We start from the raw sequence: 21379 nt of genomic DNA, 5'->3' as shown, positions 1-21379 counted from the left end.
GGCCTAATGCTCCGCGTACTGGAGCCGGTAGAGGGTGGCGTAGTACCCCCCTTTGGCCAGAAGCTCCTCGTGCCGCCCCTCCTCCAGGAGCCGCCCCTTGCGGAAGACCAGGATGCGGTCCACCTTGCGGATGGTGGAGAGGCGGTGGGCGATGATGATGGAGGTCCGGCCCTCCATGGCCTTGTAGAGGGCCTCCTGGAGCCTCCTCTCCGTCTCCGTGTCCACGTTGGCCGTGGCCTCGTCCAGGATGAGAAGGATGTCGGGGCTGGCCAGGAGGGCCCGCACCAGGGCGAGAAGCTGCTTCTCCCCGGTGGAAAGCCCCGCCCCCCTCTCCCCCACGCGGGTCTGGTACCCCTGGGGCAGGCGCAGGATGGCCTCGTGCACCCCCAGGAACCGGGCCACCTCCACCACCTTCTCCTCGGGGATCTCCGGGTTGAAGAGGCGGAGGTTCTCCAGGATGGTGCCCGAGAACAAGAAGGGGTCCTGGAGGACGATGCCGATGTGGCGGCGGAGCTCCTCCTGGCGGTAGTTCCGCACGTCCTCCCCGTCAATGAGCACCTGGCCCCGCTGGGGGTCGTAGAAGCGGGCGATAAGGCTCACCACGCTGGTCTTCCCCGCCCCCGTGGCCCCCACCAGGGCCACCTTCTCCCCGGGGCGGATGTGGAAGGAAACCCCTTTGAGCACCCAGTCCTTCTCCGTGGGCTCCACCCCCTTGGGGGTGTAGGCCAGCCACACGTCCCGGAAGGCCACCTCCCCCCGGAAGCGGGCGATGGGCTTGGGGTTTTCCGGATCCTTAAGCTCCTCCTCCGCGTCCAAGACCCCGAAGATGCGCTCCGCGCTGGCCATGGCCCCCTGGAAGAGGTTGAACTTGTCCGAGAGGTCCTGGAGGGGCTGGAAAAGCTGGCGGGTGTAGTCCACGAAGGCCACGAGGAGGCCCAGGGAAACCGCCCCCCGCACCACCTCCCCGCCGCCGTAGTAGAGGAGGCTCGCCACCGCCAGGTCCCCCAAAAAGCCCACCAGGGGGAAGAAGAGGGCGAACCAGCGCACGATCTCCACCCAGGCCCGGAGGAGGTCCTGGGCCAGGCGGTCAAACTTGGCCTCCCGCGCCCCCTCCCGGGCAAAAAGCTGGATGGTTTCCACCCCGGAGAGGTTTTCCTGCAGGGCGGCGTTGAGCCGGGCCAGCCTGAGGCGCATGGTGCGGTAGGCCTCCCGCATCCCCTTCCGCACCCAGGCCGTGGCCCAGAGGAGGATGGGGGCCACCAGGAGGACCACCAGGGTGAGCTTGGGGCTTAGGACCAGCATGAAGGCCAGGAGGCCGAAGAGGGTGAAGAAGTCCGCGATGACCCCCACCAGCCCCCCGGTGATGAACTGGTTGATGGCGTCCACGTCGGAGGTCACCCGGGTCATGAGGCGGCCCACGGGGTTCCGGTCGTAAAACCCCGGGTGGAGGCGCATGAGCTTGGCGAAGAGGGCGGTGCGCAAGTCAAAGAGCACCCTTTGCCCCACCCACTGGATGAGGTAGGTCTGCCCGTAGGTGGCGGCGAAGTTGAGGGCCCGCACCAGGAGAAAGCCCAGGCTGACCCAAAGGAGGAAGGCAAAGCGCTCGTCCAGGGGCGTGGGCGACCGGGGCACCAGGGCCCCGTCAATGGCCCACTTGAAGAAGAGGGGCGTGGCCGCGGCGGTGAGGGTGCCGAGGAGGAGGAAGAGGAGGGCCAACCCCACCTGCAGGCGGTAAGGGCGGACGTAGGCCAGGATGCGGGCGAAGAGCACCCGGTCAAAGGTCTTGCTGTAGGCGTCCTCCGTCATCCCTCCACCTCCATGAGGCGCTGCATCCGGTCCAGCTCCGCGTAAAGCCCCCCCGCCTCGAGGAGGCTCTCGTGGGTCCCCTCCTCCACGATGCGCCCCTCGTCCAGGACCACGATCCAGTCCGCGTGGCGCAGGGTGGCCGTGCGGTGGGAGACCAGGAAGGTGGTCTGGCGGCCCAGAACCTCCTTAAGCCCTTTCAGGATGCGGGCCTCCGTCTCCGTGTCCACCGCGCTTAGGGCATCGTCCAGGATGAGGATCTTGGGCCTCCTGGCCAGGGCGCGGGCCAGGGCCACCCGCTGTCTCTGCCCCCCGGAGAGGGTGACCCCCCGCTCCCCGAGAAGGGTCTCGTAGCCCTTGGGGAAGGCGAGGATCTCCTCGTGGATGCCCGCAAGCTTAGCCGCCCACTCCACCCGCTCGGGATCGGGCTCGTCCAGGCCAAAGGCGATGTTCTCAAAGAGGGTTTCGCTGAAGAGGAAGGGCTCCTGGGGGGCCACCCCCACCAGGCGGCGGAGGGTGAGGAGGGGGATCCTCCGCACGTCCACCCCCCCCACCAGAACCCGCCCCTCCGCGGGGTCCAGAAGCCTGGGGATGAGGGCGAGAAGGAGGCTCTTCCCGCTTCCCGTGCGCCCGGTGATCCCTAGGGTCATGCCCTCGGGCACGGTGAGGGTGATGTCCCGAAGCACCCGCCGCCCCTCCAGGGTAAGGCCCACCCCCTCAAAGCGCACCTCCCCGGAGAGGTCCTCAGGGGCGAGGGGCAGGGGGTCTTGGTCACGGATCTTGGGCTCCACATCAAAAAGCTCCCAAAGCCGCCTCAGGCTGGTGAGGCCCCTTTGGTACATGGAAAGAACCCATCCCAAGCCCAGGATGGGCCAGGTGAGCTGGGCCAGGTAGGCGTTGAACTGGACCAGCTGGCCCACGGAAAGCTCCCCCCGGACCACCATGCCCCCCCCGGCCCAAAGGACGGTGAGGAAGGCGAAGCCCATGAGAAAGCCCAGCAGGGCGTGCATGGGGCCCTCCACCCGGGCCAGGGCCAGGCTCTTCCCCATATAGACCCGGTTCAGGTCCTGGAAGCGGGCCAGCATCCGCCCCTCCAGGGCGTAGCCCTTCACCACGCGGATGCCGCTGAAGGCCTCCTGGGCCAGGGTGCTGATGGCGTCAAAGGCCTCCTGGGCCTCCCGGTAGCGGCGGTCCACCAGGCGGAGGAGGTAGGCCATGGCCAGGAAGATGAGGGGGAGGATCAGGGTGAGGTAAAGGGCCAGGCGCAGGTTCACCGCGTACATGGAGAGGAAGGCCAGGAGGACCATGAAGGTGAGGCGGCTGCCCATCATGATCCCCGGCCCCACCATCTCCCGCACCGCGGAGAGGTCGGTGTTCAAGCGGTTCATCAGGTCCCCCACGCGGGTGGCCTGGTAAAAGCTTCGGTCCAGGCGGAGGAGGTGGTGGAGGAGGTCCTTCCTAAGGTCGTACTCCACCTGGCGGCTCGCCACCACCGCCAGGCGGCGCATGGCCCAGCTGAGGAGGGCTGTGAAGGAAGCGGAGAGGAGAAGGTAGAGGACATACAGGGTGTAGGGCCGGCCCTCGCGCACCGCATCCACGGTAAGCCTGAGGAAGTAGGGGAAGAGGACGAAGAAAAAGATGGAGAGCAGCCCCGCCAAAACCCCCAGAAGGTAGCGGCCCCGGTAGCGGGCCACGTAGGGGTAGAGCCGGGCCAGAAGCTGAGAGGCTGACCGGTCGGTCATGGCTTCCAGTTTACGTCAAGGCCCATGGGGGTGTGGGGGTAGGGCCACCAAAGAAACCCCCGGCCGTGGCCGGGGGTTCCGGGCTGGCCCCAGCGTTCAGCGGGCCTCGAGGGGCACGTAGGGCCGGTCCAGCTCCCCGGTGTACTTGGCGTCCGGCCGCAGGAGGCGGTTGTCCAGGGCCTTGTACTCCAGGATGTGGGCCACCCAGCCAGAGATGCGGGCCACGGCGAAGATGGGGGTGAAGAACTCCAGGCCGAAGCCCAGATCGGAGTAGACCACCCCGGAGTAGAAGTCCACGTTGGGGTAGATCCCCCGGGGGTTCAGGACCTTCCCCGCCTCCTCCTCCACGATCTTCAGGATCTGGTACTCCTTGGAGTGGCCGTGCTTCTCCGCCACCAGGCGGGCCAGGCGCTCCAGGACCCCGGCCCGGGGGTCAAAGGCCTTGTAGACCCGGTGGCCCATGCCCATGATGCGCTCCTTCTTGGCGAGCTTCTCCTGCACCCAGGCCCGGGCCCGCTCGGGCTCCCCGATCTCCTGGATCATCTTCATCACCGCCTCGTTGGCCCCGCCGTGCCGGGGGCCTTTGAGGGAGGCCACGGCGGCGGTGATGGCGGAGTAGAGGTCGGTCTCGGTGGAGAAGGCGGCGATGGCGGTGAAGGTGCTGGCGTTGAAACCGTGCTCCGCGTGGAGGATCAGGGCCGCGTCCATGAGCCTCTCCTGCTCAGGGGAGGGCTCCTGGCCGGTGGCCATGTAGAGGAAGTTGGCCGCGTGGGAGAGGTCCTCCCGGGGGGGTAGGGGCTCTTTCCCCTCCTTGAGGCGCTTGTTGGCGGCCACCATGGTGGCGAACTTGGCGATGAGGTCCAGGCCCTTTTCGTACAGGGCCTCCTCGGAGATGTCCGCCTCTTTGGGGTCCAGCATCCCGAGCTCCGACACCGCGGTGCGCAGGAAGCTCATGGGGTGGGCTTCCCTGGGGTAGCGGCGGAAGGAGTCCAGAAGATGCTGGGGCAGGGCCCGGCGGGCGGCCAGGTCCTTTCGGAAGGCCTCCAGTTCGGATCTGGTGGGTAGCCGGCCTTTCAGGAGGAGGAAAGTGGTTTCCTCAAAGGTGCTCTTCTCCGCCAGCTCCTGGATGGGGATGCCCCAGTAGTAGAGCCGGCCCGCCTCCCCGTCAATGAAGCAGATCCGGCTTTCCGTGAACAGCACGCCTTCCAAACCCCGCGCCACTTCCATAGGTTCCTCCTTTCGCACCCCACGGGGTGCTTCCGCTCCATCATACCGCCTTCAGGCCGCAGAAGGCCTCGTAGTCTATAAGCTCCTTTTGGGTGGGGTGGTCCCCGCACACCGGGCAGGCGGGGTTCCGCTTCACCTTGAGCTTGCGCACCTCCCCTTCCAGGGCCTCGTAGAGGAGGAGGGCCCCCGCCAGGGGCTTCCCCAGGCCCAGGAGGACCTTGAGGGCCTCCGTGGCCATGAGGCTTCCCACCACCCCCGGAAGCACCCCGAACACCCCGGCCTCCGCGCAGGAGGGGACGCTTCCGGGGGGCGGGGGCTTGGGGAAGAGGCAGCGGTAGCAGGGCCCCATCCCCTCCTCCGTGGGGTGGTGGAAGACGGCCACCTGGCCGTGGAACTGGTGGATGGCCCCGTAGACCAGGGGCTTGTTCAGGAAGACCGCGGCGTCGTTCACCAGGTAGCGGGTGGGGAAGTTGTCCGAGGCGTCCACGATGAGGTCGTAGGGGGCGAGGATCTCCAGGGCGTTTTCCGAGGTGAGGCGCACGGGGTGGGGGACGATCTCCACCAGGGGGTTCAGGGCGGAAAGCCGTTCCTTGGCGGCCAGGGCCTTGGGCTTCCCCACGTCCTCCGTGGCGTAGAGGACCTGGCGGTGGAGGTTGGAGAGCTCCACCCGGTCCATCTCCACGATGCCCACCCGCCCCACCCCCGCGGCCACCAGGTACTGGAGGACGGGCACCCCAAGCCCCCCCGCCCCCACCACCACCACCGAGCTTGCCTTAAGCCGGGCCTGCCCCTCGGGGCCCACCCCGGGGAGGATCATCTGCCGGTGGTAGCGGAGGAGCTCCTCCTTGCTCCAGCCCATGCCCCTAGGCTACCCGGGGCTCGCCCCCAGGAAAAGGCCCTCCCCCTCCATCCCCGCCTCCTCCCCGGCCTCGAGGAGGAAGGTGGCCCATCGGGGAAGCCTTTCCCCCCCAAGCCAGGCCTCCCCCTCCACCAGGGTGAGGAGGAGGGGGCCTTCCGCCCGCACCCGGAGCCTCCCTTCTAAGGGAAAGCGGTAGAGGTGGAAGTAGGGGGTGGAAAGGAGCCTTTCCCCACCGGGCACGGGCTCAGGGGGCGGAACCTCCAGGGGAAGGGGCGAGAGCAGGGCCACCTCCAGGGCCCGGTCCAGGTGGAGGGGGCGGGGGCGGCCGTAGTCAAAGAGGCGGTAGGTGAGGTCCGAGGGGGTCTGGACCTCGTAGACCCGCACCCCCGGGCCCAGGGCGTGGACCAGCCCCGCGGGGAGGTAGACCACCTGGCCCGGGCGCACCGCCACCCGGTTCAGGACCTCGTCCAGGGTGCCCGAAAGGGCCCGTGAGCGCACCTCCTCCCGGCTTACGGGCCGCTTGAAGCCGTAGACGATCTCCCCGGGGGTGAGGACGTACCAGGCCTCGTACTTCCCGAGGCCGCCCTCCTTTTCCAAGGCGTAGGCGTGGGGGGGGTGGACCTGGACGGAAAGCCACTCCGCGGGGTCCAGGACCTTGACCAGGAGGGGTTCTTCCGCAAGCCACACCTCCCCCACCCCGGGGCCGAAGCCCAAGGCTTCCCCACCCCAGACCCGCTCCACCGGCTTAGGGCGAAAGCGCCGCATCGGGGGTAGCATAAGGGGTATGCGCGACCTGGACCGGGAGGAGACCTACCTGGTGGACCGTAGGGGCCTGGCCCTGGAGCTCCGCGACCTGGTGGGGACGGGGCCCGTGCCAAAGGAGACCTACCCCGGCCCCCACGGGGTCCTGGCCTACGGGGAGGGGCACCTGGCGGCAAGCCTCCTCGGGCTTCCCGAATGGGTGGAGGAGGGCACCCTCTTCCTCCTGGAAGGGGGGTACGACCTGGGGGAGGCCGCGGCCATGGGCCTTTTGGCCGAGTCCGGAAGGGCAAAGGTGGTGCGGGTGGGCTTCCGGGAGGGGGTGGCGGCCTACATCCCCCCAAGCCCCCTGAGCCCCTACCGCTACCTCCGCTTCCTCCTCCTGGCCCTGGGGCAGGAGGAGGCCTTGAGGGAGGTGGACGCCAAGCTCCTGGACGAAAGGAGGCGGCTCACCCCGGAGATCCCCTTGGAGGAAAACCCCGCCAAGTTCCTGGCCTACACCCTCTTAGAACGGCTTCCCCTCTTCTACGCCCCCTCCTTCCGCCCCCTGGAGGGAGGGGCCCAGACCCTCCTCGCCCGCATCGGGAAAAGCCTCTCCCTCACGCCCCCCCACGCCGCCCTGGAGTTCTTCCTCACCGGCCTCGAGGCCCGCCACGAGCAGGGGGACCCCCTGGCCGCGGTCCTCCTGGGCGGGGGGGAGGCGGCCTCCTTGGCCAAGGAGATCCTGGAAAGCCGGGTGGACACGGTGGTGGAGGTGCCCCCGCCCGAGGGGAGCCGCCTGGCCCAGACCATGGCCCTCTGGTACCGCCTGGCCTGGACGGCCTACTACCTGGCCCTCCTCTACGGGGTAGACCCCAGCGACCAGGAGGTCCTGGAGCGCCTCAGGGACCTCACCTGATGGACCTCCCCCCCTTCCCCACCCCCCGCTCCCCCGAGGAGGCCGTAGCCCTGCAAAGGGTCCTCTCGGAAAGGCTTATCCTGGAGGGCTCCCTGGAGGGCGTGCGGCGGGTGACCGCCCTGGATGCGGCCCACAAAAAGGGGAAGCCCCTGGTGGCCGTGGCCGTCCTGTACCACCTGGAAAAAGGCCCCCTCTTCGTGGGCCGGGGGGTGGTGGAGGAGACGGGGCTTTTCCCCTACATCCCAGGCCTCCTCTCCTTCCGGGAGGCCCCCGCCTACCTCGAGGCCCTAAGGGCCCTCCCCGAGCCCCCCGAGGCCCTCCTGGTGGACGGGCAGGGCATCGCCCACCCCAGGAGGCTCGGCATCGCCGCCCACCTGGGCCTCCACCTGGACCTCCCCGCGGTGGGGGTGGCCAAGCGCCTCCTTTACGGAAGACCCCAAGGGCCCCTCCCCGAGGAGGCGGGAAGCCACGTCCCCCTCCTTTCCCCTAAAGGGGAGCTTCTCGGCTTCCTCTACCGGAGCCGAAGGGGGGTGAAGCCCCTGGTGGTCTCCCCCGGGCACCGGGTGGGCCCTTGGGAGGCCCTGGCCTTCGTCCGGGCCCTCCCCACCCGCTACCGCCTCCCCGAGCCCCTAAGGCTCGCCCACCTGGAGGCGGGAAAGGCCCTAAAAGCCCTAGACTAGGGGGCATGAAGGAGGCGAACCCCGTCTACCGCGCCGCCTGGCACCTGGCCCGCTTCCTCCTCCACCTCCTTTTCGGCTACAAGACGGAAGGGGCCGAGCGGGTGCCGGAGGAGGGGCCGGTCATCCTGGCCGCCAACCACCTCTCCATCCTGGACCCCATCGCCATTGGGGCGGGCCTTAAGCGGCCGGTGAGCTTCTTCGCCCGCGCGGACGTCTTCCAGCTCCCCATCCTCTCCTGGCTCCTCCCCCGCCTCTACGCCATCCCCGTGGAGCGGGGCAAAGGGGACCTCTCCGCCATCAAGGGGGCCATCCGCAGGCTGGAAGCGGGCCTGGCCTTCGGCATCTTCCCCGAGGGGACGAGGAGCCGCACCGGCCGCCTGCAGCCCTTCAAGACCGGGGTGGCGGCCATCGCCTTCCGCACCGGGGCCCCCATCGTGCCGGTGGCGGTGATCGGGACGGAGGAGGCCTGGCCCGTGGGCCGGAAGCTCTTCCGCCTGCGGAGGCCCATCCGGGTGGTCTACGGGGAGCCCATCCCCGTTCCAAAGAAGGGGCGGGTGGAGCACCAGGAGCTGGAAAACCTCACCCGCCTGATCGAGGCCCGCCTACGGGAACTTCTCCCCCCCCGGTACCGCTAGAGCCAATGCTTCCGCTATCATACCTTACTTACCACTTGTATAGGAAAGCCTCAGGGTATTGTAAAACCGCCTTCAAGCGTGATATAGTCCGCCCGGAAGGGAAAAGATACGGGAGGTGAAGAATGGCAGCAAAGAAGACGGTGACCAAAGCGGATCTGGTGGATCAGGTGGCGGCGGCCACGGGCCTGAAGAAGAAGGACGTGAAGGCCGCGGTGGACGCCCTTCTGGACAAGGTGGAAGAGGCCTTGAGCGCGGGGAACAAGGTCCAGCTCACCGGCTTCGGCACCTTTGAGGTGCGCAAGCGCAAGGCCCGCACCGGCGTGAAGCCCGGCACCAAGGAGAAGATCAAGATCCCCGCCACCCAGTATCCCGCCTTCAAGCCGGGCAAGGCCCTTAAGGAAAAGGTTAAGAAGTAAGCCGTCCCTTCCCCCGGGGGGGCCTCAGGCCCCCCCGGGCCTTTCCATCTCCCGCTTGAGGCCCTCCAAAGCCTCCTTCCAGTCCTCCCCCAGGGTGAGGAGGCGGTGGGGCTTGGAAAGCCTTCGGGCCGCCTTGCGCAGAAGGCCGGGAATGGGGGGGCACTCGTAGGAAACCACCAGGAGGAGGCCCTTCACCCGGCCAAGCCGCGCCAGGTAGTGGACCATCCCCAATAGCTCCCGGTCCGTGGGGAGGTCCATGGGAAGGAGCCGGTCCCCCTCCTCCCGCAGGCGCTCAGGGGGCAGGTCGGGGAAGTAGGGGAGGAGGCCTAGGGGCCTTAGGGCCTCCATCACCTCCTCCCGGAAGGCCTCATCTTCCAAAAGGTAGGGCTGGGCGGCCACCCCCACGCTCCCCTGGGGGTTTCCCAAAGGGGAAGGGGGTTTCAGGAGGCTCCGGGCGCGATCCAGGGCCCGGCCCACCAGCATGGGGTTTTGGGTGAGGATCTGCCCCACCTCCCCCGCCCGGCCCAGGACCCTTTCCGAGGCCTCCGCGGGCACCTTGAGCACGGGGGGAAGCCCCGGGAAGTAGCGGAGGAGGGTGGCCTCGAGGTCCAGAAGCCAAGGGCACCCGCCCCCGCCCCGCTCGGACTCCACCCCCCCCTGGAGGTCGGGGAGGAGGAGGTAGTCCACCCCTTGGGCCTTCAGGGCCTCCAGCTGGCCCAAAAGCTCCTGCACCGGGCGGCAGAAGGGGAGGGCGGGGCGGGTCTTGGGTGCCCGCACCACCTCCACCCCCAAGGCCCTCAGGTACGCCTCCCAGAAGCCCAGGTACCGGCGGGAAAGAAAGCCCTCCAAAAGGCCCACGCGCATACGCCCTATCCTACGCCAAGGGCCCGGAGAAAGGCGAGGAGGGCCCTCCTCCCCTCCAGGAGGCTTTCGGGGAGGACCCACTCCTCCGGGGTGTGGGCCCCGCCCCCCCGGTAGGCCCCCAGGGCCAGGGCGGGGATGCCCCGCTCCACCCCGGCGCTGGCGTCGGTGGAGCCCGGGAGGAAGAGGGGCCTTTCCCCGATCTCGGCCAAGGCCTGCCTCGCCGCCTCCTTGAGGAGGGGGGTGGCGGTGGCCCCCACGGGCCGGGTGCCCAGGACCTCGAGGCTAAGCCCAAGCCCCTGGGCCCGGGCCACCTCCCGGAAAAGGGCCTCCACCCTCCGGAAAAGGCCCTCCAGCACCTCCCTTTCCAGGGCCCTGAGCTCCAAAAGGGCCTCCGCCTCCTTGGGGATGGCGTTCACCGGGGCCTCCGCCCTAAGGCCCGTGGCGTTCAGGCTGGCCTCCTCCCCCTCCAGGAGGGCCCGGGCCGCCTTAAGCCCCTCCGCCAGGGCAAAGGCGGGGTGGGGAACCCCCCGATCCCCCCAGGCGTGCCCCCCGGGGCCTTGGAAGCGCACCCGGAAGCGGATGGCCCCCAGGGCGCGGTCCACCACCACCGGCAGGTAGCCGTCCACCGCCACCACCACCTCCGGGTTTAGAGCGGCCACCAGGGCCCTCGCCCCCTTCAGGTTCCCCAAACCCTCCTCCCCCACGGTGAAGCCCCGGACCACCCCAGGGAGGGGGGGCAGGGAGAGGAGGATGGCCACCCCCGCGGTGTTGTCCCCCACCCCCGCCCCGTAGAGCCTCCCCCCCTGGAGGCGGACGGGCCCCGGGGGGAGAGCGGTGTCCATATGGGCCAGGAGGAGGACCCCCCCCTCGCCTGCGAAGACGTTGCCCACCCCGTCCCGCTTTGCCCCCGGAAGGCGGGAGAGGAGGTAAGCCGCCCGGGCCTCCTCGGAAAGGGGGGCGAGCTCCAGGAGGAAGGCCCTGGGGTCCACCTACTCTTCCGGCTGGGCCAGGCCCTCGCGGATGGCGTAGAGGGCGGCCTGGGTGCGGTTATTGAGGTGAAGCTTCTGGAAGATCTCCGAGAGGCGGTTGCGCACCGTCTTCTCGGAAAGCTGGAGCTCCGCGGCGATCTCCAGGTTGGTGTAGCCCTGGGCCACCAGCTTCAGGATCTGGATCTCCCGCTCGGAAAGCTCCGCGTGCAGGGGAGCGCTCCCCTCCTTTTTGGCCCGGAAGTCCTGGATGATGCGCCCCGCAAGCTCCGCGTCCAAAAGGACCTCCCCCGCGTGCACCCGGCGGATGGCCCCGATGAGCTCCTTGGCGTCCGTGTCCTTCAGGAGGTAGCCCCTGGCCCCCGCCTTCACCGCCTCAAAGACGTAGGCGTCCTGGCGGTACATGGTGAGGATGATGACCTTGGCCTCGGGCCACTCCTTGAGGATGGCCTGGGTGGCCTGCACCCCGTCCAGGCCCGGCATCTGGATGTCCATGAGGATCACGTCGGGCTTGGCCTCCAGGGCGTGCCTAAGGGCCTCCCAGCCGTCCTTGGCCTCCCCCACCACCCGGAAGTCCCCCTCCGCCTCGAGGAGGCTTTTCAGCCCCTGGCGGAAGAGGGCGTGGTCGTCCGCTAACACGATGCGAATCACCCCTTCATTGTAGCCCTTAGGGTCTGGTAGGGTAGAAAGAGTGCTTACGGTTACCGTGGAGAAACTGGTCCCGGGGGGGTACGGCCTGGCCCGGACGGAGGAGGGCGCGGTCCTGGTCAAGGGGGGGCTCCCCGGGGAGGTGGTGCGGGGAAAACCTGTGCGCCGGCGGGGGGCGCTTTTCCTGGAGGGGGTGGAGGTCCTCACCCCCCGCCCGGACCGCTACCCCCATCCCCTCCCCCCTTCCGCCGACCTCCCCCTCCTTTACGAGGCCCAGCTCCCCCTGAAGGAAGCCCTGGTGGCGGAGGCCCTGGAGCGCATCGCCAAGCTATCCTTTCCCCTAAGCCCCATCCGCCCCTCCCCCTCCCCCCTGGGCTACCGCACCGCCGCCCAGTACGCCCGCCACCCCTTAGGGGGCCTGGCCTACCGCCTGCCGGAAAGCGAGGTCCTGGTGCGGCTGGAGGAAGACCCCCTGGTGGCAGAACCCCTCAAGAAGGCCCTGGCCCTCCTCCAAACCTGGCCCCTTCCCGTGGAGGAGGTGGCCCTAAGGGGAAGCCTCCTCACGGGGGAGGTCCTCCTGGGGCTCATCGGGGGAAGCCCAGAGGTGCTGAAGCGCCCGGCCAAGGCCCTGGTGCGGGAGGGCTTCCGCGGGGTGGTCTGGGCCGAGCCCTCCCCCAAGGGGCGCTTTAGGGGAAGGGTCACGCCCCTTTACGGGGAAAGGACCCTCCTGGAGCGCTTCGGCCCCCTCACGGCCACGGTGAGCGTGGAGAGCTTCGCCCAGGTGAACCCCCCCGCCATGGGGGCCCTCCTGGAGGAGGCCCTTACCCTGGTGGGGGGTGGGGAAAGGGCCCTGGAGCTCTACGCGGGCAGCGGCCTCATCAGCCTCCTCCTCGCCCCTCGCTTCCGGGAGGTGGCGGCGGTGGAGATCAGCAAGGAGGCGGTCAGGCGGGGGGAGGCCGACCGGAAGCGGCTTGGGGTGGAGAACGTGCGCTTCCACCGGGGGGACGCCAAGGAGGCGGCCCGGCTTGGGGCCTTTGACCTGGTGGTGGTGGACCCGCCCCGCGCAGGCCTTTCCCCCGAGGTGCGGGCCTACCTCTTGGAAACCCGGCCCCGGCAGATCCTCTACGTGGCCTGCGACCCCGCCACCTGGGCCCGGGACGTGGGGGCCTTGGCGAAAGGGGGCTACCGGCTCCGCTTCGCCCAGCCCTACGACTTCTTCCCCTTCACCCACCACGTGGAGGTCCTCTCCCTCCTAAGCCTTTAGGGCCAGGGGAGGGCCTGGAAGAACGGGGCGGGGTCTATGGGGACGCCCTGGAGGCGGGCCTCGAGGTGCAGGTGGGGCCCGGTGGAAAGCCCCGTGCTCCCGAGAAGCCCCAGGACCTGGCCGGCCCTCACCCGCTCCCCCACCCGCACCTTCCTTTCCGAAAGGTGCCAGTACCCCGTGCAAAGCCCCCCACCGTGGGCCAGGAGCACCGCCTCCCCCCGCACCCTAAGCCGCTCCGAAAGGACCACCACCCCCTCGGCCACCGCCCGCACAGGGGTGGAAAGGGGCGCGGCGAAGTCCAGCCCCTCGTGGTAGGAGGTGAAGAGGTCCCCGTACCGGCGGCGCACCCCGAAGGGGCTCGTCACCCTGGCCCCTTCCACCGGGGGGAGGAAGGGCCGTTCCAGGAGGAGAGGCCCCTCCTTGGGGCAGGCGGCCACCACCTTGGCCCGCTCCGCCTTCAGGGTGGGGTCCTGGAGGAGGGCCTTGAGGCTTGGGGAAAGGGCCAGGGTCTCCTTGGGGTAGGAAAGGGGCTGGACCCGGACCATCACCTCCACCACCTCCTCTTCCAGGTGGAGGCGCAAGGGGTGGGCCCCGGGCTCCGCCAGGGCCCCCACGGCGAGCAGGCCCAAAAGCCTCTCCCCTAAGGGCCAAAGGGGGTAGCGCACCCCTTGGAAGTGGGCCTCCCCCCCGGCGTACCCCTCCACGGCCAGGGCCAAGGCCCTTCCCGGGAAGGCGGGCCCGAGGAAAAGCCGCCCCTTGAGCAAGGGGATCTCCTCAAAGGGGCGAACCCGGAGGACCTGCCCGGCCTGGATACGGTTTGGGTCCTTAAGGCCATTGAGGCGCGCCAGCTCCTCCACAGTGGTCCCGTAGCGCCGGGCGATGGAGAAGAGGGTTTCCCCCGGGGCCACGGTGTGGAGCTGGGCCAGGGCGGGAAGGAGGAGCCAAAGGGCCAGGGTCCGCCATAATAGGACCATGGTCCTTATCCTAAACGGACCCAACCTAAACCTCCTGGGCAGGCGGGAGCCCGAGCTCTACGGAAGGACCACCCTGGAGGAGCTGGAAGCCCTCTGCGAGGCCTGGGGGGCGGAGCTGGGGCTTGGGGTGGTCTTCCGCCAGACCAACTACGAGGGCCAGCTCATCGAGTGGGTCCAGCAGGCCCACCAGGAGGGCTTTCTGGCCATCGTCCTGAACCCCGGGGCCCTCACCCACTACTCCTACGCCCTCCTGGACGCCCTCCGCGCCCAGCCCCTCCCCGTGGTGGAGGTGCACCTCACCAACCTCCACGCCCGGGAGGAGTTCCGCCGCCACTCCGTCACCGCCGCCGCCTGCCGGGGGATCATCTCGGGGTTCGGGGTCCTCTCCTACAAGCTCGCCCTCCACTACCTGGCGGAGAGCCTCGAGGTGGGCTAGGCCCCTACCACGAGGAGGGCCATCAGGGCCGAAAGGACGGCCACGGCGGTGAAGTGGCGCATGGCCTTGTCGAGGGCGGCGCCCACCTCCGCCTGGACCTCCTGACGGAGGAGGTCCGTCCGCCCCTCCCGCTGGTACACCCTGCCCTTCCCCACCCGTATAGCCCCGGCGCGGGCCGTATAATGAAAGGTGGCGTCGCACACGCCCTAGGAGCGCTATGGCCCAGGTACTGCCTGTAGAAATCACCGAGGAACTCAAGCAAGGCTTCATCAACTACGCCATGTCCGTCATCGTGGACCGGGCCCTGCCCGACGTGCGGGACGGGCTTAAACCGGTCCAGCGGCGCATCCTCTTCGGGGCCTACCAGGAAGGGGTCCTTCCTGGGCGCAAGCACGTGAAGAGCGCCAAGATCGTGGGGGAGGTCATGGGCAAGTACCACCCCCACGGGGACGCGGCCATCTACGAGGCCCTGGCCCGCATGGCCCAGCCCTGGAACCTGCGCTACCCCCTCATGGACGGCCAGGGGAACTTCGGCTCCGTGGACGGGGACCCCCCCGCGGCCCAGCGCTACACGGAGGCCAAGCTTTCCCCCATCGGGGCGGAGATGCTCCTGGACATTGACAAGGAAACGGTGGGCTTCCGCCCCAACTACGACGGCTCCCTAAAGGAGCCCGAGGTCCTGCCCGCGGCCATCCCGAACCTGTTGGTGAACGGGGCCAGCGGCATCGCCGTGGGCATGGCCACCAGCCTCCCCCCCCACAACCTGGGGGAGGTGGTGGACGCCCTGGTGGCCATGATCGACAACCCCGCCATCACCCTGGAGGAGGTCATGCGCCACCTCCCGGGTCCCGACTTCCCCACCGGGGGGAAGCTTTCCCGAAGGGGCATCCAGGAGGCCTACGCCACGGGGCGGGGAAGCCTAAGGCTCAGGGCCAAGGTGCGGGTGGAGGAGAAGGGCCAGCGCCCCATGCTGGTGGTCACGGAGATCCCCTACCAGGTGAACAAGGCCTCCCTCATCGCCCAGATCGCCGCCCTGGTCAAGGCCAAGAAGCTGGAGGACATCGTGGCCCTACGGGACGAGTCCGACCGGCAGGGCCTTAGGATCGCCATCGAGCTCAAGCGGGGGGCGAACCCCGAGGTGGTCCTGAACCAGCTCTACAAGCACACCGCCCTCCAGACCACCTTCACGGTGAACCTCCTCGCCATCGTGGACGGGGAGCCCAAGACCCTAAGCCTCCTGGACCTCATGCGCCACTACTTGGACCACCGCAAGGAGGTCCTGAGGCGGAAGAGCCTCTTTGAGCTCAAGAAGGCGGAGGAAAGGGCCCACATCCTCGAGGGCCTCCTCATCGCCCTGGACCACATCGACGAGGTCATCGCCCTCATCCGGGCCTCGGAAGACGCCGCCCAAGCCAGAAGCGGCCTCATGGCCCGCTTCGGCCTCACCGAGGCCCAGGCCCAGGCCATCCTGGACATGCGCCTCCAGCGCCTGGTGGCCCTGGAGCGGGAGAAGCTTTTGGAGGAGTACCGGGAGCTCATGGAGGAAATCGCCCGCCTGAGGGCCATCCTGGAGGACGAAGGGCGCCTATGGGGCGAGGTGAAGCGGGACCTCCTCCGGGTCAAGGAGCGCTACGCCGACCCCCGCCGCACCCTCCTCGCCGACTTCGAGGAGAACTTCAACCCCGAGGACCTCATCGAGGACGAGCCCGTGGTCATCACCCTCACCGCCCAGGGCTTCCTAAAGCGCATCCCCCTGGAGGCCTACCGGGCCCAGGGCCGGGGCGGGCGGGGGGCCCAGGCGGGCAAGACCAAGGAGGAGGACGAGGCCACCCACGTGCTGGTGGCCGCCACCCACGACGACCTCCTCTTCTTCACCGGCCGGGGCCGGGTCTACCGCCTCAAGGTCTACGAGCTCCCCGAGATGGGCCGCCAGGCCCGGGGGGTGCACGTGAAAAGCCTCCTCCCCCTCTCCGAAGAGGAGGAGGTGGCCGCCCTCCTCTCCGTGCGGGGGCTGGAAGGGGAGGGGGACCTCCTCTTCGCCACGGAAGGGGGGATGGTGAAGCGCACCCCTCTCAAGGAGTACCGGAACCTGGGCTCCGCGGGGCTCATCGCCATCAGGCTCCACCCGGAGGACCGGCTCATCGGCGTGGCCCTGGCCGACCCCGAGGACGAGGTCATCCTGGCCACCCGGGAGGGGATGGCCATCCGCTTCCCCCTGGAGGAGGTGCGGGCCACGGGCCGGGACACCCAAGGGGTCACGGGCATCCGCTTCAAGCGCCCGGGGGACGGGGTGGTCTCCCTGGTGGCGGTGAAGCCCGGGGAGATGGCGGAACTCCTGGCGGTGAGCACCCGGGGCTACGGGAAGCGCACCCCCCTTGCCGAGTACCCCCTCCAGGGCCGGGGCGGGGTGGGGGTCATCACCTACGCCGTCTCCCCTAAGGTGGGGACCCTGGCCGCCCTCCTCAAGGTGAAGGGCACGGAGGACCTCCTGGTGCTCTCCAAGCGGGGCCTGGCCCTCCGCACCCCGGTGGCGGAGATCCGCACCTACTCCCGGGCCACCGCGGGGGTGCGCATCATGAACCTGCCCGAGGACGACGAGATCGCCAGCGCCTTCGTGGTGGAGGAGGAGTGATGGAAGAGGTGGTCCTCATCACCGCACCCAGCGAGGAGGTGGCCCTAAAGATCGCCCGCGCCCTGGTGGAGGAGCGCCTGGCGGCCTGCGTGAACCTGGTCCCGGGCCTCACCTCCGTCTACCGTTGGCAGGGGGAGGTGGTGGAGGACAAGGAGGTGCTCCTCATCGTCAAGACCACCACCTTCGCCTTCCCCAGGCTTAAAGAACGGGTCCTCGCCCTCCACCCCTACACCGTGCCCGAGATCATCGCCCTCCCCATCGCCGAAGGGCACGGGGCCTATTTGGCCTGGCTTAGGGAGAACACGGGATGACAGAGGACATGCTGGACTTCCTCCGGGCCCCTCACCAGGCCCAGGCCCGCCTCCTGGAAGGCCTTGAAGCGGGCCTTTGGCCGTCTTAGGGACCTGGAGGAGCTGGGATGAGGAAGATCCAACCCGTGGCCCGAAGGTTCGCCTTGGACGAGCGCGTAGACGACCGGGCGGAGTGGCAGGCCCTGCCCCTGGAAGAACGCCTAAGGGCAATGTGGGAGATGGCCGTCTTCTGGGCGGAACGGGAGCTTAGGGAGGCCAGGGCCCGGGGGGAAACCCCCGAGATCGCCCTCCGGCTCCTCCCCGTGGCCCGCAAACGCCCCCTGGGCGGGGAAGATTTTTGAAACCTTAGGGTTTACAAAATCCCTCCCCCCGTGCTAGCCTGAAGGGGAAGGAGGGAAGCCATGACCCAGGTGCGCGAAACCCTTAGCTTCCGGCCCGGCGAGGTCATCCTCTACCCCGGGGTGCCGGGGCCCCGGGATCGGGTCTACCAGGTCCTGAAAGGCCTGGTCCGCCTCGAGGCCGTGGACCTGGAGGGCAACGCCCTCACCCTCCGCTTGGTCCGCCCCGGGGGGTTCTTCGGGGAGGAGGCGCTTTCGGGCCTGGAGCGGGGCTACTTCGCCGAGGCGGTGACGGAGGTGGAGCTCCTCCCCCTGCCCAAGGAGCCGGACCCCGAAACCCTAAAGGCCCTCACCGCCCACCTGGCCCAGGCCCTGGCGGAGGGCTACCGCCGGATAGAGCGCCTGGCCACCCAAAGGCTCAAGAACCGCATGGCCGCGGCCCTCTTGGAGCTCATGGACACCCCGTTGGCCAAGGAGGAGGACGGGAAGATCGTCCTCCGGGCCACCCACGACGAGCTGGCCGCCGCGGTGGGAAGCGTGCGGGAGACGGTCACCAAGGTCATCGGGGAGCTCGCCCGGGAGGGGTACATCCGCTCGGGCTACGGCAAGATCGCCCTTCTGGACCTGAAGGGGCTAAAGGAGCTTTCCCAACACAAGGGCGAGGGCAGGTAAACTAGAGGGGATGCGGCTTCGCCAGCGCCTCCTCGCCGGCCTCCTCGCCCTTTTACCCCTCCTCGTCACCCTCTACTTCCTCCTTTGGGTCTACACCTACTCGGGGGGGTTCATCGCCGGCCTCCTCCTGGCCTTCGGGGTGGAGGTGCCCCCGGCCTACGGCCCCCTCCTCCCCTTCGTGGGCCTCTTCCTGGCGGTGGTCTTCATCTACCTGGTAGGGACCCTCACGGAGAACTACCTGGGGCGAAGGCTCCTCCTTTCCCTGGAGCGTTCCCTCACCCTCATCCCCATCGTCCGCGACATCTACAAGGCGGTCCAGCAGATCGCCCACACCCTCTTCGGGCACAAGGAGGTGAAGTTCAGCCGGGCCGCGGTGATCGAGTACCCGAGGCGCGGGGTCTACACCCTCTGCTTTGTGGTCCAGCCCGTGGGGCGGAGGCTTCCCCCCCTTCCGGAGGGGTACACCGCCGTCTTGGTCCCCACCAGCCCCGTGCCCGCCAGCGGCATGGTGGTCCTGGTCCCCTCGGAGGAGGTCATCCCCCTGGAGATCAGCGTGGAGGATGCCCTCAAGTACGTGGTCTCCGCCGGCTTCCTCCTGCCGGAAAAACCTTTAGAAGCCTTAACCTCCCTCCCACCCTCGGGGAAAGGGGCCTCGTAGAATGGGAAGGATGCGGCCTCTTCTCGCCCTTGCCCTCCTTCTGGGCCTAGCCCTGGCCGCCCTCTTCCCCCTCCTGGGCCCCGCCCTGCCCCCGGGAACGGAGCTCCGCCTCCTCTCCCCCGACCTCAAGACCCTCCACGGGGCCTGGCGGGTGGAGGGGAGGGCCCTCCTCCCCCTCTCCCCTCCCCTGCCCCCCAGGCCGGGCAGCGAGGTGCGCCTCCTCCTGGCCGTGCCTGGAGAAAAGCCCAAGACCTTTAGCGGGGTGGTGGACCGGGGGGATGTCCTTCTGGAAAAGGAGCGGGTGAGCCTTTTAAAGCTCCTCAAGGAGGTCTACGGCCTGACCCTTCCAGAAAGGCTTTGGCCATGAAGCGGATCCTCCTCATCGAAGACGACCCCGAGGTGGCCCGGCTGGTGGAGCTGGAGCTCTCGGAGGCGGGTTTTGGGGTGCTCTGGGCCAAGGGGGGCATGGAGGGCCTCACCCTCTTCCGCCAGAACCGCCCGGACCTCGTCATCCTGGACCTGGGCCTGCCGGACCTGGACGGGGCGGAGGTGGCCCGCAGGATCCGGGCCACGGACGAGACCCCCATCCTGGTCCTCACCGCCCAAGACGGGGTGGAGCGCAAGGTGGGCCTCCTCTCCGACGGGGCGGACGACTACCTGGTAAAGCCCTTCCACCCCGCGGAGCTCCTGGCCCGCGTCCAGGTGCAGCTCCGCCACCGGGAGGGAAGCGAGGTCTTAAGCGTGGGCCAGCTGGAGCTCTACCCCAGGCGGCGGCAGGTCTTCTTCGCTGGGCGGGAGGTGAGGCTTTCCCCCAAGGAGTTTGACCTCCTCCACCTCCTCATGTCCCGCCCGGGAAGGGTCTTCCCCCGGGAGGAGATCGAGGAGAAGCTTTGGGGCAAGCCCCTGGGGCGGGAGTCCAACGTCCTGGACGTGCATGTGGCCAACCTGCGGGCGAAGCTTAGGGAAGCCGGGGCCTACGGCTACCTGCGCACGGTCCGGGGCCTGGGCTACGCCCTCCGCCCAGGCCGCGAGGGAGACGAGGCTTGACCTTCCGGGCCCGGCTCTTTCTGGCCTTCAGCGCCCTTTGGCTCTTCCTCCTGCTCCTCACCGGCTACCTGGCGGGGCGGGGGGTGGAGGAAAGCCTCAAGACCCACCTCCTAAACACCCTCCTCCAGGACGCCCTCCGGGCGGCGGAGGCCTACCAGAAGGGGCAGAGCGGGGCCCTCCTCACCACAGGAGGGGTCTTCCTCCACCTTTACACGGAGGAGGGCGAGCCCCTGGTCCTCACCGAGCCCCGCCACCTTTTGCCCAAGGGGGCCCTCGAGGGGGCAGGGGAAACCCCGAAGGCCTTCTTCCAGGAGGGCTTCGCCGCCGCCCTGGTCAGGACCCCCCTGGGCCTCCTCGCCCTCACCGCGGACACCGCCCCCATAGAAGGGGCCCTTTCCGCCTTGAGGAGGGGGCTTTTGGAGGCCTTCTTCCTCCTTTTCCCCTTGGGGCTTCTCCTCGTCTACCTCACCGCCCGTCTGGCGGCGGGGCCCCTGGAGCGGGCGGCCAGGGAGGTGGCGAGCCGGAGCCCAAGCCGCCTGGACCCCATCCCCTTGACCCTCCCCAGGGACGAGTTCGGGCGGATGGTGGCCGCGGTAAACGGCCTTCTCCAGGCCCTGAAGGAGGCCCAGGAGCGGGAGCGGGCCTTCCTGGCGGAGGTGAGCCACGAGCTCCGCACCCCCCTCACGGTCCTCCTGGGGCATCTGGACCGGCTTAAGCGCAACCCTTTGGACGGGGAGGCCCTGGAGGCGGCCCAAAGGACCTCCGAGAGGATGCGCCGCCTGGTGGAAGACCTCCTGGACCTGGCGAGAGGGGAGGCGGGCTGGCGGCTGGACCTGCACATCGTGGACCTCTTGGAGCTGGCCCGGGAGGCCTCCAGGGAGCAGGGGGTCCGGGTGGAGGGGGAGGCCCTCGAGGTCCTGGGGGATCCGGACCGGCTCCTCCAGGCCCTCCGCAACCTCATCGCCAATGGGGTGCGGGCGGCGGGAAGGGAGGGGGTGCGGGTAAGGGTGGGGCGGGAAGAAGGCTGGGCCCTGGTGGAGGTGGAGGACCGGGGCCCAGGGATCCCCGAGGACCTCCTCCCCCACCTCTTCCAGCGCTTCGCCCGGGGGCCTGGGGGCGGCACCGGCCTAGGCCTCGCCGTGGCCCAGGCCATCGCCCGGGCCCATGGGGGGGAGATCACCGTGGAAAGCGCACCCGGAAGGACGGTCTTCCGGGTGCGGCTTCCCCTTCTGGAGGAGGGTTAGGCCAGAACAGCTTTCAATAGCCCTGAGACCCCCAGCTAGGGCCTGAGGGCAACGCTTTCCATCCTGTTCCAACCCAGGCTGAAAGGGATCTCGGTCAAATTTGCCGGGGTAAATCTCTCAAGCCCGAAAAAATGTTCTCATGCGCTGGTACCTTCCCCTTCTTTTGCTCTCCCTTGCCCCTATAGCCCTCGCCGACGGGGATTGGCGCCTCTCCAAAAGCCAGTCGGAAAGCTTAAGGGAGAGGGGAACCTGGCAGTACACTCTAAGCCCACGGACAGAAGAGGCT

At 69.0% G+C, this 21379-nt stretch carries 24 protein-coding genes; 14 read left to right on the top strand and 10 right to left on the bottom strand.

Annotated features, from left to right (window positions below):
- Positions 1-3: 3 nt before the first annotated feature.
- The 5 genes from B043_RS0101125 to B043_RS0101105 form a co-directional block, all read right to left on the bottom strand.
- Positions 4-1806, bottom strand: a complete 1803-nt coding sequence (locus B043_RS0101125; protein ID WP_018460630.1) for an ABC transporter ATP-binding protein — start codon at positions 1804-1806, stop codon at positions 4-6.
- Positions 1803-3545: an ABC transporter ATP-binding protein gene (locus tag B043_RS0101120; RefSeq protein ID WP_018460629.1), complete on the bottom strand. Its 1743-nt coding sequence runs from the start codon at positions 3543-3545 to the stop codon at positions 1803-1805. The genes B043_RS0101125 and B043_RS0101120 overlap by 4 nt, the downstream gene beginning before the upstream one ends.
- Before the next feature lie 96 nt (positions 3546-3641).
- Entirely contained in the window at positions 3642-4772 is a 1131-nt protein-coding gene (locus B043_RS0101115) for a citrate synthase/methylcitrate synthase (protein ID WP_018460628.1), read from the bottom strand.
- 40 nt (positions 4773-4812) lie between these two features.
- Positions 4813-5631, bottom strand: a complete 819-nt coding sequence (locus tag B043_RS0101110) for a HesA/MoeB/ThiF family protein (RefSeq protein WP_018460627.1) — start codon at positions 5629-5631, stop codon at positions 4813-4815.
- A 9-nt stretch (positions 5632-5640) separates the two neighbouring features.
- On the bottom strand, positions 5641-6396 hold the full coding sequence (locus B043_RS0101105) for a class I mannose-6-phosphate isomerase (protein ID WP_018460626.1): 756 nt from the start codon (positions 6394-6396) through the stop codon (positions 5641-5643).
- Between the two features lie 19 nt (positions 6397-6415).
- On the opposite strand from B043_RS0101105, the gene B043_RS0101100 reads away from it, so the two are divergent.
- The 4 genes from B043_RS0101100 to B043_RS0101085 all read left to right on the top strand — a co-directional run bounded on the left by B043_RS0101100 (position 6416) and on the right by B043_RS0101085 (position 9019).
- Positions 6416-7288 (top strand): SIS domain-containing protein, encoded by an 873-nt coding sequence (locus B043_RS0101100; RefSeq protein WP_018460625.1) that lies wholly within the window; start codon positions 6416-6418, stop codon positions 7286-7288.
- On the top strand, positions 7288-7968 hold the full coding sequence (locus B043_RS0101095; protein ID WP_018460624.1) for an endonuclease V: 681 nt from the start codon (positions 7288-7290) through the stop codon (positions 7966-7968). Before B043_RS0101100 ends, B043_RS0101095 begins: the two co-directional genes overlap by 1 nt.
- A gap of 5 nt (positions 7969-7973) precedes the next feature.
- Positions 7974-8603, top strand: a complete 630-nt coding sequence (locus B043_RS0101090) for a lysophospholipid acyltransferase family protein (protein ID WP_018460623.1) — start codon at positions 7974-7976, stop codon at positions 8601-8603.
- Between the two features lie 122 nt (positions 8604-8725).
- Positions 8726-9019: an HU family DNA-binding protein gene (locus B043_RS0101085; protein WP_016328755.1), complete on the top strand. Its 294-nt coding sequence runs from the start codon at positions 8726-8728 to the stop codon at positions 9017-9019.
- Between the two features lie 24 nt (positions 9020-9043).
- Here the strand turns inward: B043_RS0101085 and B043_RS0101080 are convergent, their stop codons facing one another.
- The 3 genes from B043_RS0101080 to B043_RS0101070 are packed head-to-tail and all read right to left on the bottom strand — an operon-like array spanning position 9044 to position 11520.
- Positions 9044-9883, bottom strand: a complete 840-nt coding sequence (locus tag B043_RS0101080; protein ID WP_016328754.1) for an acyl-CoA dehydratase activase-related protein — start codon at positions 9881-9883, stop codon at positions 9044-9046.
- A gap of 5 nt (positions 9884-9888) precedes the next feature.
- Positions 9889-10872, bottom strand: coding sequence for a M20/M25/M40 family metallo-hydrolase (locus tag B043_RS0101075; protein WP_018460622.1), 984 nt, complete (start codon positions 10870-10872; stop codon positions 9889-9891).
- On the bottom strand, positions 10873-11520 hold the full coding sequence (locus tag B043_RS0101070; protein WP_026234067.1) for a response regulator transcription factor: 648 nt from the start codon (positions 11518-11520) through the stop codon (positions 10873-10875). It abuts the gene before it with no gap.
- A gap of 40 nt (positions 11521-11560) precedes the next feature.
- On the opposite strand from B043_RS0101070, the gene B043_RS0101065 reads away from it, so the two are divergent.
- On the top strand, positions 11561-12781 hold the full coding sequence (locus B043_RS0101065; protein ID WP_018460620.1) for a class I SAM-dependent RNA methyltransferase: 1221 nt from the start codon (positions 11561-11563) through the stop codon (positions 12779-12781).
- On the opposite strand, the gene B043_RS0101060 is transcribed toward B043_RS0101065, so the two are convergent.
- A complete protein-coding gene (locus B043_RS0101060; RefSeq protein ID WP_018460619.1) occupies positions 12778-13755 on the bottom strand; it encodes a peptidoglycan DD-metalloendopeptidase family protein in 978 nt (325 codons plus the stop codon). The genes B043_RS0101065 and B043_RS0101060 overlap by 4 nt on opposite strands.
- Between B043_RS0101060 and aroQ the strand changes: the two genes are divergently transcribed.
- The gene (gene aroQ / locus B043_RS0101055) at positions 13754-14191 is read left to right on the top strand and encodes a type II 3-dehydroquinate dehydratase (RefSeq protein WP_016328749.1); all 438 of its coding nucleotides are present in this window, start codon (positions 13754-13756) and stop codon (positions 14189-14191) included. The genes B043_RS0101060 and aroQ overlap by 2 nt on opposite strands.
- On the opposite strand, the gene B043_RS12735 is transcribed toward aroQ, so the two are convergent.
- Positions 14188-14346 carry a hypothetical protein gene (locus tag B043_RS12735; protein ID WP_155987375.1) on the bottom strand — a complete coding sequence of 53 codons (159 nt, stop codon included), beginning with the start codon at positions 14344-14346 and terminating at the stop codon, positions 14188-14190. The genes aroQ and B043_RS12735 overlap by 4 nt on opposite strands.
- Positions 14347-14408: 62 nt before the next feature.
- Between B043_RS12735 and gyrA the strand changes: the two genes are divergently transcribed.
- The 8 genes from gyrA (at position 14409) to B043_RS0101005 (ending at position 21093) form a co-directional block, all read left to right on the top strand.
- Positions 14409-16823 carry a DNA gyrase subunit A gene (gene gyrA, locus B043_RS0101045; protein ID WP_016328748.1) on the top strand — a complete coding sequence of 805 codons (2415 nt, stop codon included), beginning with the start codon at positions 14409-14411 and terminating at the stop codon, positions 16821-16823.
- A complete protein-coding gene (gene cutA / locus B043_RS0101040; protein ID WP_018460617.1) occupies positions 16823-17134 on the top strand; it encodes a divalent-cation tolerance protein CutA in 312 nt (103 codons plus the stop codon). Before gyrA ends, cutA begins: the two co-directional genes overlap by 1 nt.
- A gap of 107 nt (positions 17135-17241) precedes the next feature.
- Positions 17242-17475 carry a hypothetical protein gene (locus tag B043_RS0101030; protein ID WP_018460616.1) on the top strand — a complete coding sequence of 78 codons (234 nt, stop codon included), beginning with the start codon at positions 17242-17244 and terminating at the stop codon, positions 17473-17475.
- 60 nt (positions 17476-17535) lie between these two features.
- A complete protein-coding gene (locus tag B043_RS0101025; protein WP_016328745.1) occupies positions 17536-18144 on the top strand; it encodes a helix-turn-helix domain-containing protein in 609 nt (202 codons plus the stop codon).
- A 10-nt stretch (positions 18145-18154) separates the two neighbouring features.
- Positions 18155-18802: a DUF502 domain-containing protein gene (locus B043_RS0101020; protein WP_016328744.1), complete on the top strand. Its 648-nt coding sequence runs from the start codon at positions 18155-18157 to the stop codon at positions 18800-18802.
- A gap of 10 nt (positions 18803-18812) precedes the next feature.
- Entirely contained in the window at positions 18813-19169 is a 357-nt protein-coding gene (locus tag B043_RS0101015) for a hypothetical protein (protein WP_016328743.1), read from the top strand.
- Positions 19166-19849 carry a response regulator transcription factor gene (locus B043_RS0101010; RefSeq protein ID WP_016328742.1) on the top strand — a complete coding sequence of 228 codons (684 nt, stop codon included), beginning with the start codon at positions 19166-19168 and terminating at the stop codon, positions 19847-19849. The genes B043_RS0101015 and B043_RS0101010 overlap by 4 nt, the downstream gene beginning before the upstream one ends.
- Complete coding sequence (locus B043_RS0101005; RefSeq protein ID WP_018460615.1) at positions 19846-21093, top strand: sensor histidine kinase; 1248 nt, start codon at positions 19846-19848, stop codon at positions 21091-21093. Before B043_RS0101010 ends, B043_RS0101005 begins: the two co-directional genes overlap by 4 nt.
- The last annotated feature ends 286 nt before the right edge of the window (positions 21094-21379 follow it).

This window comes from Thermus oshimai DSM 12092, assembly GCF_000373145.1.
GTDB lineage: Bacteria > Deinococcota > Deinococci > Deinococcales > Thermaceae > Thermus > Thermus oshimai.
Note: the sequence above shows the minus strand (reverse complement) of the source record. Positions and strands in the feature narration are given on the sequence as shown.

What these genes read in the sequence shown, in the direction of transcription:
- B043_RS0101125 (WP_018460630.1), bottom strand. Translation starts at nt 1,806, where the DNA reads ATGACGGAGGACGCCTACAGCAAGACCTTTGACCGGGTGCTCTTCGCC.
- B043_RS0101120 (WP_018460629.1), bottom strand. Translation starts at nt 3,545, where the DNA reads ATGACCGACCGGTCAGCCTCTCAGCTTCTGGCCCGGCTCTACCCCTAC.
- B043_RS0101115 (WP_018460628.1), bottom strand. Translation starts at nt 4,772, where the DNA reads ATGGAAGTGGCGCGGGGTTTGGAAGGCGTGCTGTTCACGGAAAGCCGG.
- B043_RS0101110 (WP_018460627.1), bottom strand. Translation starts at nt 5,631, where the DNA reads ATGGGCTGGAGCAAGGAGGAGCTCCTCCGCTACCACCGGCAGATGATC.
- B043_RS0101105 (WP_018460626.1), bottom strand. Translation starts at nt 6,396, where the DNA reads ATGCGGCGCTTTCGCCCTAAGCCGGTGGAGCGGGTCTGGGGTGGGGAA.
- B043_RS0101100 (WP_018460625.1), top strand. Translation starts at nt 6,416, where the DNA reads ATGCGCGACCTGGACCGGGAGGAGACCTACCTGGTGGACCGTAGGGGC.
- B043_RS0101095 (WP_018460624.1), top strand. Translation starts at nt 7,288, where the DNA reads ATGGACCTCCCCCCCTTCCCCACCCCCCGCTCCCCCGAGGAGGCCGTA.
- B043_RS0101090 (WP_018460623.1), top strand. Translation starts at nt 7,974, where the DNA reads ATGAAGGAGGCGAACCCCGTCTACCGCGCCGCCTGGCACCTGGCCCGC.
- B043_RS0101085 (WP_016328755.1), top strand. Translation starts at nt 8,726, where the DNA reads ATGGCAGCAAAGAAGACGGTGACCAAAGCGGATCTGGTGGATCAGGTG.
- B043_RS0101080 (WP_016328754.1), bottom strand. Translation starts at nt 9,883, where the DNA reads ATGCGCGTGGGCCTTTTGGAGGGCTTTCTTTCCCGCCGGTACCTGGGC.
- aroQ (WP_016328749.1), top strand. Translation starts at nt 13,754, where the DNA reads ATGGTCCTTATCCTAAACGGACCCAACCTAAACCTCCTGGGCAGGCGG.
- B043_RS0101060 (WP_018460619.1), bottom strand. Translation starts at nt 13,755, where the DNA reads ATGGTCCTATTATGGCGGACCCTGGCCCTTTGGCTCCTCCTTCCCGCC.
- gyrA (WP_016328748.1), top strand. Translation starts at nt 14,409, where the DNA reads ATGGCCCAGGTACTGCCTGTAGAAATCACCGAGGAACTCAAGCAAGGC.
- cutA (WP_018460617.1), top strand. Translation starts at nt 16,823, where the DNA reads ATGGAAGAGGTGGTCCTCATCACCGCACCCAGCGAGGAGGTGGCCCTA.
- B043_RS0101030 (WP_018460616.1), top strand. Translation starts at nt 17,242, where the DNA reads ATGAGGAAGATCCAACCCGTGGCCCGAAGGTTCGCCTTGGACGAGCGC.
- B043_RS0101025 (WP_016328745.1), top strand. Translation starts at nt 17,536, where the DNA reads ATGACCCAGGTGCGCGAAACCCTTAGCTTCCGGCCCGGCGAGGTCATC.
- B043_RS0101020 (WP_016328744.1), top strand. Translation starts at nt 18,155, where the DNA reads ATGCGGCTTCGCCAGCGCCTCCTCGCCGGCCTCCTCGCCCTTTTACCC.
- B043_RS0101015 (WP_016328743.1), top strand. Translation starts at nt 18,813, where the DNA reads ATGCGGCCTCTTCTCGCCCTTGCCCTCCTTCTGGGCCTAGCCCTGGCC.
- B043_RS0101010 (WP_016328742.1), top strand. Translation starts at nt 19,166, where the DNA reads ATGAAGCGGATCCTCCTCATCGAAGACGACCCCGAGGTGGCCCGGCTG.